At 63.1% G+C, this 13,336-nt stretch carries 14 protein-coding genes and 2 tRNA genes; 5 read left to right on the forward strand and 11 right to left on the reverse strand.

What is annotated here, in order from left to right; translation table 11 throughout:
* Positions 1–12 precede the first annotated feature (12 nt).
* Together RT697_RS13350 and RT697_RS13355 are read left to right on the forward strand one after the other, a co-directional pair.
* Entirely contained in the window at positions 13–828 is an 816-nt protein-coding gene (locus RT697_RS13350) for a molybdopterin-binding protein (RefSeq protein ID WP_313699470.1), read from the forward strand.
* A gap of 147 nt (positions 829–975) precedes the next feature.
* The gene (locus RT697_RS13355; RefSeq protein ID WP_175123176.1) at positions 976–1,839 is read left to right on the forward strand and encodes an IclR family transcriptional regulator; all 864 of its coding nucleotides are present in this window, start codon (positions 976–978) and stop codon (positions 1,837–1,839) included.
* Between the two features lie 101 nt (positions 1,840–1,940).
* Here the strand turns inward: RT697_RS13355 and RT697_RS13360 are convergent, their stop codons facing one another.
* Positions 1,941–2,918 (reverse strand): tripartite tricarboxylate transporter substrate binding protein BugD, encoded by a 978-nt coding sequence (locus tag RT697_RS13360; protein ID WP_312435045.1) that lies wholly within the window; start codon positions 2,916–2,918, stop codon positions 1,941–1,943.
* Between the two features lie 385 nt (positions 2,919–3,303).
* On the opposite strand from RT697_RS13360, the gene phaP reads away from it, so the two are divergent.
* A complete protein-coding gene (phaP, locus tag RT697_RS13365; protein ID WP_105237564.1) occupies positions 3,304–3,882 on the forward strand; it encodes a TIGR01841 family phasin in 579 nt (192 codons plus the stop codon).
* 129 nt (positions 3,883–4,011) lie between these two features.
* Here the strand turns inward: phaP and RT697_RS13370 are convergent, their stop codons facing one another.
* From RT697_RS13370 to RT697_RS13390, 5 genes are all read right to left on the reverse strand, one after another.
* On the reverse strand, positions 4,012–5,055 hold the full coding sequence (locus tag RT697_RS13370; protein WP_313699472.1) for a quinone-dependent dihydroorotate dehydrogenase: 1,044 nt from the start codon (positions 5,053–5,055) through the stop codon (positions 4,012–4,014).
* 62 nt (positions 5,056–5,117) lie between these two features.
* Positions 5,118–5,855: an arginyltransferase gene (locus RT697_RS13375; RefSeq protein WP_313699474.1), complete on the reverse strand. Its 738-nt coding sequence runs from the start codon at positions 5,853–5,855 to the stop codon at positions 5,118–5,120.
* A gap of 84 nt (positions 5,856–5,939) precedes the next feature.
* Positions 5,940–6,710, reverse strand: coding sequence for a leucyl/phenylalanyl-tRNA--protein transferase (aat, locus tag RT697_RS13380; protein WP_313699476.1), 771 nt, complete (start codon positions 6,708–6,710; stop codon positions 5,940–5,942).
* The gene (locus tag RT697_RS13385) at positions 6,707–7,288 is read right to left on the reverse strand and encodes an NUDIX hydrolase (protein WP_313699478.1); all 582 of its coding nucleotides are present in this window, start codon (positions 7,286–7,288) and stop codon (positions 6,707–6,709) included. The genes aat and RT697_RS13385 overlap by 4 nt, the downstream gene beginning before the upstream one ends.
* Before the next feature lie 10 nt (positions 7,289–7,298).
* On the reverse strand, positions 7,299–8,231 hold the full coding sequence (locus RT697_RS13390) for a LysR family transcriptional regulator (protein WP_313699480.1): 933 nt from the start codon (positions 8,229–8,231) through the stop codon (positions 7,299–7,301).
* A 131-nt stretch (positions 8,232–8,362) separates the two neighbouring features.
* On the opposite strand from RT697_RS13390, the gene RT697_RS13395 reads away from it, so the two are divergent.
* Positions 8,363–8,764: a DoxX family protein gene (locus RT697_RS13395; RefSeq protein WP_056569512.1), complete on the forward strand. Its 402-nt coding sequence runs from the start codon at positions 8,363–8,365 to the stop codon at positions 8,762–8,764.
* Between the two features lie 164 nt (positions 8,765–8,928).
* On the opposite strand, the gene RT697_RS13400 is transcribed toward RT697_RS13395, so the two are convergent.
* The 5 genes from RT697_RS13400 to RT697_RS13420 form a co-directional block, all read right to left on the reverse strand.
* Positions 8,929–9,528 carry a DUF2946 family protein gene (locus RT697_RS13400; protein WP_313699481.1) on the reverse strand — a complete coding sequence of 200 codons (600 nt, stop codon included), beginning with the start codon at positions 9,526–9,528 and terminating at the stop codon, positions 8,929–8,931.
* Between the two features lie 4 nt (positions 9,529–9,532).
* On the reverse strand, positions 9,533–9,880 hold the full coding sequence (locus RT697_RS13405; protein ID WP_313699483.1) for a hypothetical protein: 348 nt from the start codon (positions 9,878–9,880) through the stop codon (positions 9,533–9,535).
* 102 nt (positions 9,881–9,982) lie between these two features.
* Positions 9,983–10,056 (reverse strand) — tRNA-Cys (locus RT697_RS13410).
* A gap of 55 nt (positions 10,057–10,111) precedes the next feature.
* Positions 10,112–10,187: transfer RNA gene (locus tag RT697_RS13415), tRNA-Gly, on the reverse strand.
* Between the two features lie 129 nt (positions 10,188–10,316).
* Positions 10,317–11,528 (reverse strand): DUF2167 domain-containing protein, encoded by a 1,212-nt coding sequence (locus tag RT697_RS13420; RefSeq protein WP_313699485.1) that lies wholly within the window; start codon positions 11,526–11,528, stop codon positions 10,317–10,319.
* A 623-nt stretch (positions 11,529–12,151) separates the two neighbouring features.
* On the opposite strand from RT697_RS13420, the gene RT697_RS13425 reads away from it, so the two are divergent.
* Positions 12,152–13,261 (forward strand): hypothetical protein, encoded by a 1,110-nt coding sequence (locus RT697_RS13425; RefSeq protein WP_313699487.1) that lies wholly within the window; start codon positions 12,152–12,154, stop codon positions 13,259–13,261.
* The last annotated feature ends 75 nt before the right edge of the window (positions 13,262–13,336 follow it).

Below are 13,336 nucleotides of genomic sequence, written 5' to 3' on the forward strand. Positions count from 1 at the left end.
ATGGAATTGGACATGGCTGCAGAATCCACCGCCCGCCGTATTGGCCTCATCATCGTCGGCGATGAAATCCTTTCGGGCCGGCGCCAGGACAAGCATTTTTCCAAGATCGTCGAGATGCTGGGCGCACGCGGCATGCATCTGAGCTGGGCCGAATTCCTGCCTGATGAACGCGACCGCCTAGTGGACGCCTACAAGCGCAGCTTCGCGACGGGCGACGTGGTGTTCTCTTGCGGCGGCATCGGCGGCACCCCCGACGACCATACCCGTCAGGCCGCGGCCGCCGCGCTGGGCCTGCCGCTGGCGCTGCATCCCGAAGCCCAGGAGGCCATCGCGCTGCGCACGCGCGAAATGGCGGAAAAGGGGCAAGGCACCGCCGACATGAGCGCGCCGGAAAACCAGCAGCGGCTGCAGATGGGCATGTTCCCCGAAGGCTGCGAGATCGTCCCCAATCCGTACAACCGCATTCCCGGCTTCTTCATTAAGGACCACACCTTCGTGCCGGGCTTTCCCGTCATGGCGTGGCCCATGCTGGAATGGACACTCGATACCCGCTATCGTGCGCTGCAGCATGTGCGCGCCCATGTCGAGCATTCCTTCCTGGTTTTCAGCATGCCGGAATCGCGCATCACGCCGTCAATGGTCACCGTGGAAAGCCGTTGGCCCGACGTGCGCGCGTTCAGTCTGCCCAGCGTGGGCGAGGCGGGCGGCACACCCCATATCGAGCTCGGCGTGAAGGGCGAACCCGAGGCAGCCGCAGCGGCGCTGGAGTTTCTGCGGGCTGAAGTCCTGCGCTTGGGCGGCAAGCTGGCGCCGCCGGCGGCTGCTTGATTCGTGCGTGGCGGACCGCCCCCGGTTCCGCTTGCCGCGCAAATTCTGATTGCCAAACCCGTCCGTAAATTTCACAATACGGGATAAGAACTGTTTGCTGCATTGCCGCAACGCGTGTCTTGCGTGGCGGCGCCAGCCCAAAATTCCATGGCCCGTCTTCCCACCCCTCGCAATCCGCTGGACGCCGAAACCGAAGGCGCTTCCGCCCATCCGATCGCCATTCAGGTCATCGAACGCGCGATGCGCCTGCTCGACGCCCTGGCCGCGCAACCGGATCCCGTGACGCTCAAAGAGCTTTCGGCCACCACCGGTTTGCACGCTTCCACCGCCCACCGCATCCTGAACGATCTGGTCGTCGGCCGCTATGTCGAGCGGGTCGACAACGGGCTGTATCAACTCGGGATGCGCCTGCTGGAGTTGGGATCGCTGGTCAAGGGGCGCCTGAACGTGCGCGAGGCCGCCATTCCCGCCATGCGGTCGCTACACAAGCTGACGGGGCAGACCATCAATCTTTCCGTCCAGCAGGGCGACGAGATCGTCTACATCGACCGCGCCTGGAGCGAACGCTCCGGCATGCAGGTGGTGCGGGCCATCGGCGGCCGCGCGCCGCTGCACCTGACGTCAACCGGCAAGCTGTTTCTGTCCACGGGCGACACGCGCCAGGTGCGCGCCTACGCGCTGCGCACGGGGCTGGCCGGCCATACGCGCAACAGCCTGACCGATCTGGACAAACTGGAACGCGAACTGGCCCTGGTGCGCCGCCACGGCTACGCCCGCGATAACGAAGAGCTGGAGTTGGGCGTACGCTGCATCGCCGCCGGCATCTTCGACGACACCGGCAAGCTGGTGGCGGGGCTGTCGATCTCGGCGCCGGCCGAGCGGCTGCAGGACGACTGGATCAAGGCGCTGGTAGAAACCGCCGCCAGCATTTCGGAAGCGCTGGGCTACGAACCCTCCGTGTCCTCGGGCTTCAACGGCCTGGGCCTGGCGGCCGAAGCCATGCGGCCGTAGCCGCGGTCCTCGCCACAACAGAAAGCCCCCGTGAGGGGGCTTCTTTTTTGGGCCGTTGCCCCAAAAGGCGCCGCCGGAGCGGGCGGCCTCTTGAAACGGACTTATTGCTTTTCGATGCCGGCCTTCTTGAACAGCTCGGCCCACTGCGGGACCTGCTGCTTGACCTTGGCGGTCAGCGCGTCGGGGTTGGCTTCCGAGGTCAGCACGGTTGCGCCGAGCTGCTTCATGCGCTCTTGGAACTTGGGATCGGCCAGGCCGGCCTGCAGGCTCTTGACCAGCTTGTCCACGACCGGCTTGGGCGTGCCCTTCGGCACCCACATGCCATGCCAGATACCGACTTCAAAGCCCTTGTAGCCGGACTCGTCCATGGTCGGCAGCTTGGGCAGTGTGGGGACGCGCTTCAGGCTGGTCACGGCGTAGGCCTTCACCTTGCCGCCTTCGATCTGCTGCGTGGTGTTGGTGGTCTGGTCGCACATCAGGTCGACCTGCTTGCCCAGCAGGTCGTTCATGGCGGGCGCGGTGCCCTTGTACGGGATGGTCAGCAGTTGCACACCCAGGGCTTCGACCAGCATCGTGCCGCACAGGTGGCTGGCGGCGCCGATGCCGGCGTTGGCGAGCGAGACCTTGTCCTTGTTCTTTTTGACGTAGTCCGCCAGCTCGGCGATGGTGTTGGGCGGGAAGTCCGAGCGGGCGACGATGGTCATCGGCACGTCCACCACCAGGCCAACCGGCTCGAAACTCGTGAAGGGGTCATACCCCGGATTCTTGTACAGCGAGGGAGCGGTCGAGAAGCCGGCGTGCATCAGCAGGATCGAATAGCCGTCCGGCTGGGCGCGGGCGACCTGGGTGGTGCCGATGGTGCCGCCGGCGCCGCCCTTGTTTTCAACCACGACCGTCTGGCCCAGGCTGGGGCGCATGGCTTCCGCGAGGGAGCGGGCGACGTTGTCCGTCGGGCCGCCTGCCGCGAACGGCACCACCATGTTGATGGGGCGTTCCGGATATTCCGCGTTTGCGGCGCCGGCCGCAAACAGGGCACCGGCCGCGAGCAGGGCCGAAAGCGTGCGGGGGATGAAGGTCATGAAGTCTCCGATTGCAGGGTTTTGCTTGCTGCGATTAGTTATCAATCGCTGACATGTCATTGGTATTTGTCTGTCATCAGCGTGAAAACAGTGTAGAAAAGAATTGATACCGCGTCATGTCCGGTATTTCCCGAGTTCCGGGAATCTTTTGCGCAGAATCAAGCCCCGGCAGACGGGCGCGCACCGTTAAAGTGCAAACACTTGTTGCGCCGCACAAAAACTGCTTGACAAGTTTTTTACCGAGCCTAGAATGGCAATTGTGCAGTGCATCAAACGGGCCGGCGGTAGCTTGTAGTACCAGTTTCCGCGCACGTTTCTTTTATTTCGTCGCAGACAACCATCCTTACTGCCGGACAGCCTCCGGCTACCCTGAGAGGAGCATTCTATGAGCGCCATTCCGCAACAAGTTCTGGACCGTCAAAAGGCCAGCATCAACACCATCGTGGCTGCCCAGACGGCCGTCTTTGCCGGCTTCGAAAAGCTGGTCGAGCTGAACCTGAAGGTCGTGAAGGCCACCCTGGACGAAGTCGCCCAGAAGTCGCAGCAAGCCGCTGAAGTCAAGGATCCGCAGGAAGCCGCCGCTTTCGCCACGGGTCTGCTGCAACCGGGCGCCGAAAAGGCCCTGGCCTACACCAAGCATGTGTATGACATCGTTGCCGGCGTGCAAGGCAGCCTGGTCAAGCTGACCGAAGAACAGATCGCCGAAAGCCAGCAACAGCTGAGCGAAGCCGTCGACCAGTTCTCCAAGAACGCCCCGACCGGTTCCGAAAGCGCCGTCGCCCTGATCAAGTCGTCGTTGGCCACCGCGACCAGCGCCTACGATTCGATGACCAAGGCCGCCAAGCAGGCCGCTGAAGTCGCCGAGTCGAACCTGAACGCTGCCGCCAACGCGACCTTCAAGGCCGCCACGGACGCCGCCGACGCCGCCACCAAGGTGGCCGGCCGCAGCCGCCGCAGCGCCTAAGTATTTGACGCTCGGTGCTGCGCAAAGCGCAGTAATGTAGTACTGTTGAGTGACAGAGCAGAGCTGGAATTAGGGCCACCCACAGGGTGGCCCCTTTTTTTGCCCGCGTTTTTTGTCTTTTTGTGCCGGTCAGCGAGGCGCCACGGCGCGCACGCATTCGCCGACCAGTCCGGGGCCGCGGTAGATGAGGCCCGTGTAGAGCTGCACCGCGTCGGCGCCGGCTTCCATCTTTTCGCGGGCTTCCCGGCCTGACAGCACGCCGCCCACGCCGATGATGGCGAGGCTATTGCCCAGCCGTTCCTTCAGGCGGCGGATCACCGCCAGCGACAGTTGGTGCACAGGCGCGCCAGACAGGCCGCCCGCCTCTTCCGAGTGGGCTTGGCCCTTCACCGCATCGCGCGAGAGCGTGGTGTTGGTGGCGATGACGCCATCAATGCCATGCCGCGGCAGGATCTCGGCGATGGCGTCGATCTCTTCCTGCGTCAGGTCCGGCGCGATCTTCACCGCCATCGGGACCCGGCGCTGATGCTGGTCTTCCAGGGCGCGGCGCTTATCGGCCAGCTGCGCCAGCAGGGCGGAGAGCTCGTCGCCGCTTTGCAGCGCGCGCAGGTTCTTGGTGTTGGGCGACGAAATGTTCACCGTGACGTAGTCGGCATGCGGGTACACGCCATCCAGGCCGATCAGGTAGTCGTCGGCGGCCCGTTCGATGGGTGTGTCCGCGTTCTTGCCGATGTTCAGCCCCAGGATCCCGCCCTGCTTGCGCCACGTGCTGCGCTGCACGTTGGCCAGAAACGCGTCCAGTCCCTGGTTGTTGAAGCCCAGGCGGTTGATCAGCGCATTGGCGCGCGGCAGGCGGAACATGCGGGGCTTGGGATTGCCGGGCTGCGCGCGTGGCGTGACCGTGCCGACCTCGATGAAGCCAAAACCCAGGTTGCCCAGCGCGTCGATATAGGCGCCGTTCTTGTCCAGGCCGGCGGCCAGCCCGATCGGGTTGGCCATCTGCATCCCCATCAGCGTGCAGGGCGCCTTGGGCTGCGCGTGCATGAGCTTGCGCGTGGCGCCGCATTCATAAGCGCGTTGAAGGCCTGACAAGGTGACTTCGTGGGCGGTTTCCGCGTCCATGGCGAACAGCGCCGGGCGGGCCAGGGGATAGGCGTGGAAGAGGATAGACATGGGCCGGGATTGTAGAGCGATTTGATCCGTCCCCGCCGATTGCAAACGACGCCGCCGCGGATTCAGACGGGCGGGCGCTCGGGACTGTCGCGCCATTCCCCGTCGACCAGGAACTGCGCCGGACGGAAGGCGGACTTGTAGGACATCTTGCGGCTATCCGCGATCCAGTAACCGAGATAAAGCCATGGCAGGTTCAGCGCGCGGCACTGTTCGACCTGCCAGAGAATGCTGTACGTGCCCAGGCCATCGGCGATGTCCGGGTCATAGAACGTGTAGACCGAGGACAGGCCGTCGTCCAGCACGTCGATGATGGAAACCATCACCAGCACGCCCTCGGCGTTGCGGAACTCGACCAGCCGGGTGTTGACGCGGCTGGTCAGCAGGAATTGCGCGTATTGCGTGCGGCTGTCTTCGTCCATCCCGCCGCCCGGATGCCGGCCCTGCTGGTAGCGGGTATAGAGGCGGTAGTGTTCGGGCGACCACGCCAGCTCCGCCACGAACGACTGCAGATGCTGGTGGTCGCGCCACGCGCGGCGCTGGCTGCGGTTGGGGGCGAAGCCCGCCGCATCCACGCGCACGGGGATGCAGGCCTGGCAGCTGTCGCAATGGGGACGGTACGTGAAGAGACCGCTGCGGCGAAAGCCTTGTTCCACCAGTTGGGAATACGTGCACGCGTTGATCAGATGCCCGGGCGCGGCGACCTGCGACCGGGCCTGGCGACCCGGCAGATAGCTGCAAGGGTAGGGAGCGGTTGCGTAGAACTGCAGCGTGGAGAAGGGAAGTTCTTTCAGCTGGCTCATTGGAGCTGGCTCATGGGAGCTGGCGTATCGGATATCCCGCGTCAAGGCGGCAAACCCGAGACGGGAGTGGCTCCATATTAACGCTTAACTCGGGCTGCAATCCGTCCCCTCGGGTGTATCCGGATGCAGCATCCCACGCGTGTCCAGCCGGCCCCGCGACCACGGAATGCCGGGTTGCTGAGTGGCTTGCCGGACATGCCGCAGAAAGCGTTCCCGAGGCACGGGAGCCGCGCCCATGCTGGCCAGATGCCGCGTCTGCTGCTGGCAGTCGATCCATTCCACGCCCTGCGCATCCAGGTAGCGAACCAGATGCGCCAGCGCGATCTTCGATGCGTTTGGGACGCGGGTGAACATGGACTCGCCAAAGAACATGCGGCCCAGGCTGATGCCGTACAACCCGCCCGCCAATTCGCCGTCGATCCAGGTTTCGATGCTGTGCACGACGCCGGCTTCATGCCATTGCCGGTAGGCTTCCTGCATGGCAGCGGTGATCCATGTGCCGGGCTGGCCGTCGCGCGGCGCGGCGCAGGCTGCCATGACTTGCGGAAACCCGGTGTCGACCCGGACCTGCACGCTGGGCGTGGCCTCGTATTCCCGGGCGGCGATCTGGCGGAGCAGTTTGCGCAGCGAGTGCGACGGCGCGAAGTCCTTCACAGGCAGCACCATGCGCGGATCGGGGCTCCACCAGAGCACGGGTTCGCCTTCCGAGTACCACGGAAAAATGCCGTTGGAGTAGGCCTGGGTCAGGCGTTCCGGCGACAGGTCCGCGCCCGCGGCCAGCAGGCCGTCCGGATCCGTCAACGCGAATTCGGCAGGAGGAAACGGGGTGTCGGCGGCGAGCCAGGGCAGTTTCAACGGTGCGATTCTAGGGTGTAGTGATGCGGGCCGAAGGTGCCGAGTTTGCGGTCCTCGAAGAACAGGCGCAGGGTGCTGGCGACCGTGCGGAAGGCCAGGTCGTCCCACGGAATTTCGGCTTCGTCGTACCAGCGCGCTTCCAGGCTTTCCGGGCCGGGGTCCAGTTCGGGACCCACCGCTTGCGCCAGGTAGAACACGTGCACCTGCTCGATCTGCGGCACGTCGATGATGGTGTAGATGTCGCCCAACTGGATCTTGGCGCCGGATTCCTCCAGCGTCTCCCGCGCCGCGCCTTGCGCCGTGCTCTCGCCGAGTTCCATGAAGCCGGCGGGCAAGGTCCACGTGTTGTAGCGGGGCTCGATGGCGCGGCGGCAAAGCAGAATGCGGTTTTCCCAGACGGGCACGGTGCCGACCACCAGCCGCGGGTTCTGGTAATGGATCGCCCCGCAGTGATCGCAGATGTCACGCTCGCGGTTGTCGCCTTCCGGCACGCGGCGGTTGACCGGAGAGCCGCACTGGCTGCAAAAGTGGGAACGGCGCGGGGCGGGGAAGTATTCGAGGGGCGATTTGGCGGTCATGGGTACGATTCTAACGGCTGCGGCGGGTCGTGGCGCGCCGGCCCGGCGGCGTGGGTGCGGGGCTGCCGAACCGCGCTTCCAGGTGTTCGACGAATGACCGCACCTTGGGCGACAGGAAGCGCCGGTGCGGGTAGACGGCGACCATGGAAATCGGCGTGTGGGCATAGCCGGTCAAGAGCGCGGTCAGGCGTCCGGCGCGTATGTCTTCCCCCACCAGGAATTCCGGCTGCAGGATGATGCCGTGCCCGGCCAGCGCGGCGGTGCGCAGCACGTCGCCGTTGTTGGCCCGCAGCGCCGCATTCACGCGGACCAGATGCGTCACGCCGTCTTTCTCGAAATGCCATTCGTTGCCCGTGCTGGCATAGGCGTAGTGCAGGCAGCGATGCTGCTTCAGGTCTTCCGGCACGGCGGGCGCGCCGTGACGCTTCAGGTATGAGGGCGCCGCGCAGACCAGCAGTTGCTGCGGCGCCAGGGGCCTGGCCACCAGCGACGAATCCACCAGCGGGCCGATGCGGACCGCGACGTCGTAGCCGTCCTCGACCAGATCCACGACACGGTCGTTCAGGTCCAGGTCGATCACTACGTCCGGATAACGCTGCAGAAACTCGGCGATGGCCGGACCCAGATGCAGGATGCCGAACGACACGGGCGCGCTGACCCGCAACCGTCCGCTTGGCCGCTGGCCTTCCGCCTGCAGGGACAGCTCCAGATCAGCGACTTCCGCCAGAATCGGCCGGACCCGTTCGTAGAAGGCGCGCCCGGCGTCGGTCATGCTGAGCTTGCGCGTGGTGCGATTCAGCAGCCGTACGCCGTACTTCTGCTCCAGATAGGCGATCTGCCGCGTGACCACGGATCGCGCCTGACCCATCTTGTCGGCAGCCGCCGCAAATGAGCCCAGCTCCACGACCTTGGCATAGGTCTGCATGGCGGTATGGGTGTCCAAGATTGTTTCCTATCGGGGAACAATAATTTGCAATTCTGCATGTTTATCTTTGTTTTTGGAATCGCAAGAATACGGCCCATGAAGGATCTGCTGTTCTGGTCGATTCGCTTTTCTGCACAAGGATGATTGCAATGATTGATTCCCGTACCGCGCCGTATGCCGCGTTGCTCCTGCGCGTGGCGCTGGGCGTGATGTTCCTGGCCCATGGCCTGACCAAGCTGCTGGTGTTCACGCTGCCCGGCACCGCGCAGTTCTTCGCCAAGATCGGTTTTGCGAGCTGGCTGGCCTATCCCGTCACGTTCTTCGAAGTGGCCGGCGGCATCCTGCTGATCCTGGGCGTGGTGCCGCGCTGGGTGGCTGCAATCGCCGTGGTGCAGCTTTTTGTGGCGTCGACCGTCCACTTCGGCAATGGCTGGGGCTTCGGCAATCCGGGCGGCGGCTGGGAGTATCCGATCTTCCTGACCGTGGCGGCTGCCGTGCTGGCGCTACTGGGTGACGGCAAGTTCGCGCTGGTCAAGAGCGGCCGCCGCTGAGCGCTGTCGGCGTCAACCGTCTGAGCGCTACGCGCATCAGTCTGCTGAACGTTACGCGCATCAGTCTGTTCACCGGGCCGGACGTGGCCCGTGCGAGGGTGGGGCCATGGAATGGCCTCGCCCTTTTTTACGGCAACTGGATGTTCTGAGTTTGCGCTGATCCGTCAGGCCGCGGCGGCCTGCGGGGCTGGGTCGAATGCCAGGCGCGCGGCGATGTCCGCCTGCGCGATCGCTTGCAGCGGCGCAGCCGCGTACACGCCAGGCCAGACGGCTGTCATGGAACGGCTTGGCGCCAGGTCCGCCAGCGCATCCAGCAGGGGGGCGCCGGTTTGCGTCCGCAATAGCTCCAGCAGCGGCTGCAGATCGCGGTCCAGCACGATACCGGCGCCCATCGGCGTTGATGCGTAGAGCTGGCCTTCATCATCCAGCCACCACGCGCTGACCGCTTCGACGGACGCGTCAGTGTGCGTGACGAGTCCGCGGTTGTCATCGGCAAGCCGCAACACGTAGGGCGCCGCGTCCAGACGCACGAACACCCGCTGCGGCCCGTTCTGGAAAAACCAGCGGCCGTCATCATCGTGCTCGTAGTTGCGGCTGATGAATTCCAGGATCTGCGTATTGGTGATCGGTTCGCCCGGCCCGCCGTCATTGGCCTGGCCTTGCGGATGCAAACGCCAGCGGCCGCGCGCATCCAGCGACAGCCATCCGTAAACGGCCGGCACATTCGGCCAGCGGGCGAGGGCGTCCTTTACCGATTGATCCATGGTCTCAGGGGCGGATGACGATCGTGGGCGAAATGACGATGCCAGGCTGCACCGGCATCACGGGCACCGCCACGGGTTGCGGCGCGTAGCCATAGGCATAGTCGTCACGGCATTTGCGCTTTTCGGTGTAGTCGCCGTTGCGCTTCCATTTGCGCTCGACCTTGCAGGCGCCATCCCAATACTTTTCCTTGTGCTCGCCGCCCTTGTGGCGGTGATGATGGTGCTTGTCGTGCGCCTCCGCAGCAAGCGGCGCGAGCGAAATCAACGCGGCGGCGGAAAAGGTCAGGAAAGTGGCGCGGCGGCGGACAGGGTCGGCAAGACGGCGCGGCTGCGAAACCGGGATGTTGTGCATGGACTCATCGTTCAAATGAAAACGGGGTCACCATAGCAATCATCCGGCTGACCGGGCGTAGGGATGGGTAACGAGATGCGAGGGGGGAGGGGGAAAAGATGCTGGAGGCGCAAGCCGGAATCGAACCGACGTACACGGATTTGCAATCCGCTGCATAACCACTCTGCCATTGCGCCAGCACTTGCAAGAAAAAAGGAAGCGCGGTGTGGGCCGATGCTTCCTCTTTGTATTTGGAGCGGGAGACGAGTCTCGAACTCGCGACCTCAACCTTGGCAAGGTTGCGCTCTACCAACTGAGCTACTCCCGCTTGGGTACTGCTGTTTTTGGTGATCATCACCGGAAGGTGCCGTTCACCAAAGACAGCGAGTGTACATGCTTTTTAGGGCCTTTGCAACGTGGGTGGAAGTCTTGAGGTGAAAGAACCCCATCCACACTGTCACTCCTCTTTCTGAGCCCGCGTGGCCCTCAGGATCGCGGCGAGGAGGAGAAGCAATATCGGTGAAAACCGGTACAAGTGGGGCTTGATGGACTCCCAGGTACTTGGCTGCTGAGCCAGGAGGGGTACGTATTTGAATGCCGGCCCGCCGATCAAGTCGATCATTGAAAACGCAGCCTTCGTTGTGCGCGTGTCAGCATCGGCGTAGTCCTCACCGGGCGAAAACTCGATTGCCGCTGCAACTTTCTGTGCGCGTTTGATCGGTGCTTCCGTATCTGAATCACCCGGTGAGATCACTTGGAATTCTGCCGCCCACGTCTTGCCAAGACGAACCGCGTACATGCGTGGTGACGTTGGGCGGGGCTCGGTATGCGCCCACGACACCACGTGATGTTCCTTGTCGTAATGAGGCGGATCTATCCATTCTGGTTTGGCGACGATGCCGTACTGGACGTCCATGAACCCTTTGGCGTTTCTCAGGGGGTCGGTGAACTTGTCTTGAATTCTGCGCAGGATGCTGTCGGCATTCAGCGTCAGTTGCTCGGGCGCGAAGTGCCCGGTGTCGGATACATGGATGAATGCGGCAAAGGTGTCGTCATCGTTGCTCAGCAACGCACGAAATGAGGGCGACTTGAAGTCGTGCGGCAGCATTTCAACTGCCTCCGGCGCCAGGTATTTGAATCCTTTCGGAACCTGTAAGAAGACAGGCCCCTTGAGGGCAACGCGGGCCGGCCCGTGGACCCATGGTGCTTCACGGTAAGCCTTCTCTATCGCACGCTCTTTCCGCCAGACCTCGAGCCGGGCGACGACAACCTCGGGCAGGTCTCCCGCCTTGCCCGCCTGCTGGGCCCGATCGATCACTTCCAGCAGCTTCCCGTCGCCAATGTTTCCACCGCGATCGAGGATTTTCTGGACCATGGGATTGCGCAGGATTTCCAGTTCAGCGCTGAGCGCTTCTTTAAAGGTCAGCGGCTTGGCTGGCTTCGCTCGGGCAGGCTCGGCCGGCTTTGCCCGAGTAGGCTCGGCCGCGGGCGCCGCGTAGGTCGGGGCAGCAGTACACAGAAGAAGGGCCAACAAGAACGATATGACGAAGCGAAAACCAACGTCTTGCTCTCGCTTTGTGGTTGATGCCGCATGGAGGGCTTGGTCACTGCGGGCATGGTGCAGGCGCTGGAGAAGGCGTTGGAGAAGGCGGACCAATTTCGAATGCATCCCTGTTGTTAGCTATTGGTTTATTTGCATCGGAGCCTGACATCAGCGAGCCGAACGGCGATTGCCCGGTTTATGAGCAGGACCTGTAAAAGGTGGTCTGCATCGAGGAACGGGTATCGGTTATCGACGAGCTGGATGGATTGGAGGTGAGATTCGATCGACGGATCGAGATAGCCCGATGACTGACGCCGAATGAGCTTCCGACCATCGGGCGACGCGAGAATCATTTCATGGGGTGTCTGATGGCGGAATCAGATTAATCAGAAAAGCGGCTTGGCCAGGTTTGGCCCGACCGGGCAAAACCTGGCTCGATTTTTATCTTTTGCTTTTCAACCGCTTAAAAAAAATCGGGCCAACAATGGCCCGAAATTTCGTCAGGAAAATCACTTTTAGCGATTCAGTACAGGCTGAGCACGTTAATCATCACAGGATGAGCAACATAAGCACTTGATTTAAAAATCAATAGGATCGCTCGCGCTAGAACTGGCACCGTGTTTGCGATTAGGCCTGTTCCTAAACGACCCAAGGAACGGTCCAATGCCGACTCCCCGCCCATATCAACATTCAGTGCGCGCTGAGCGTGCGGCCCAGTCAGGCGTGCAAGTGACGCCGAACGCCTGCAAATGACCCGGCCCGCCATATTTTCCGCAAAGCGCCTGGGATGGCTGCCGCTGCTGTTGGCCTGGGCAGTCGCTCCACTTCTTTTTGTCGCCTATGCCAGTCCCCCGACCATCGTCCACAATGCCGCCAGGATCAACTTCATTGGCTGGCTGGGAGCGCTGCTTTACGCGGCTATTGGCACCTGGATGTTGGCCAGGGACTATCGCGGCCTGGCCGTCAAGGATGGCACGCGCTTCAACGTCTCCGGCGTGATCTGGCTCCTGGGCATCACGACGTCAGTGCTGACGGGCGTGATGAGCATTTCCATTGCAGAGTGGATCAATAGCACAAGCCGCAATGCGACGATGCAACGCAGTCTGCTGCTGGATTACTACTCGACAGAGCATAGAGGCGCGCGGGGTAGCCGCTACACCATCACGTCCTACCTCGTACCCCATCGGGACGAGCCGCAGAGCATCGCCGTCGTCAAGGGCCTGGCGGGCGTGAGATCAGGCCACACCCTTATCCATCTGTGCATGACGGAACACGTGGGGCGGTTGGGTTGGTATTGGTATGAGAATGTCCAAGACTGTGATGTCCCGCCCGAGCAGTTCGGGCTGGCGTGGCTGCAAGGGCAACGGGTCTCGGCGCAAGCCTTCGTCGACCAGGGCGGCAAGCTCGACGCCGAATTCACGGCCATTCGGCTGATCCCGACACTCCGCTATACGGCCTTCGCGTCGGGAGAACCTTCCGGGGCGGTGGTCAAAGCCGTGGAGATCGGCCCGACCCTTGCCGACCATGAGCGTGTCGGCGCCGACCTGCTGGCCCTTGGCCGGCAGCTTCCCCTGTCTGACTTCACCAAGCATGGCGCGACCGTCAAGGCCTGGAACGACCGCTACGTCCTGGTGCTGCTGAAAAACAAGCTCCTTGTCCACGACCGCGAACACAATGCGTGGATTTACCTCAAGGCGGCCGCCGACTCGTCAGTGGACCCCTACGATGACTCGGTCTGGCTGTTTGGGCGGGATGGCCGCAGCTTGTACCAGCATCGGCGCGAATATTTTGGACGAGGGAGTTTCGAGCGATGGAATCTGGTCGATTCCCGGCCGGAGGCTGGCCGCCTGGATCCTTAACCGTAGTGCTCGTGCTGCCGCAGCGCTTATGCCGCGGAAATGAAAAAAGGGGCGAAAGCCCCTTTTTTTCAACGT

Source organism: Achromobacter sp. (assembly GCF_032113835.1).
GTDB lineage: Bacteria > Pseudomonadota > Gammaproteobacteria > Burkholderiales > Burkholderiaceae_B > Achromobacter.

Coding starts and splice junctions, on each gene's coding strand:
- RT697_RS13405 (WP_313699483.1), bottom strand. CDS start 9,880: ATGCACAACATCCCGGTTTCGCAGCCGCGCCGTCTTGCCGACCCTGTC.
- RT697_RS13370 (WP_313699472.1), bottom strand. CDS start 5,055: ATGTCTATCCTCTTCCACGCCTATCCCCTGGCCCGCCCGGCGCTGTTC.
- RT697_RS13385 (WP_313699478.1), bottom strand. CDS start 7,288: ATGACCGCCAAATCGCCCCTCGAATACTTCCCCGCCCCGCGCCGTTCC.
- RT697_RS13420 (WP_313699485.1), bottom strand. CDS start 11,528: ATGCATTCGAAATTGGTCCGCCTTCTCCAACGCCTTCTCCAGCGCCTG.
- RT697_RS13360 (WP_312435045.1), bottom strand. CDS start 2,918: ATGACCTTCATCCCCCGCACGCTTTCGGCCCTGCTCGCGGCCGGTGCC.
- RT697_RS13375 (WP_313699474.1), bottom strand. CDS start 5,855: ATGAGCCAGCTGAAAGAACTTCCCTTCTCCACGCTGCAGTTCTACGCA.
- RT697_RS13395 (WP_056569512.1), top strand. CDS start 8,363: ATGATTGATTCCCGTACCGCGCCGTATGCCGCGTTGCTCCTGCGCGTG.
- RT697_RS13355 (WP_175123176.1), top strand. CDS start 976: ATGGCCCGTCTTCCCACCCCTCGCAATCCGCTGGACGCCGAAACCGAA.
- phaP (WP_105237564.1), top strand. CDS start 3,304: ATGAGCGCCATTCCGCAACAAGTTCTGGACCGTCAAAAGGCCAGCATC.
- RT697_RS13350 (WP_313699470.1), top strand. CDS start 13: ATGGCTGCAGAATCCACCGCCCGCCGTATTGGCCTCATCATCGTCGGC.
- RT697_RS13425 (WP_313699487.1), top strand. CDS start 12,152: ATGACCCGGCCCGCCATATTTTCCGCAAAGCGCCTGGGATGGCTGCCG.
- RT697_RS13400 (WP_313699481.1), bottom strand. CDS start 9,528: ATGGATCAATCGGTAAAGGACGCCCTCGCCCGCTGGCCGAATGTGCCG.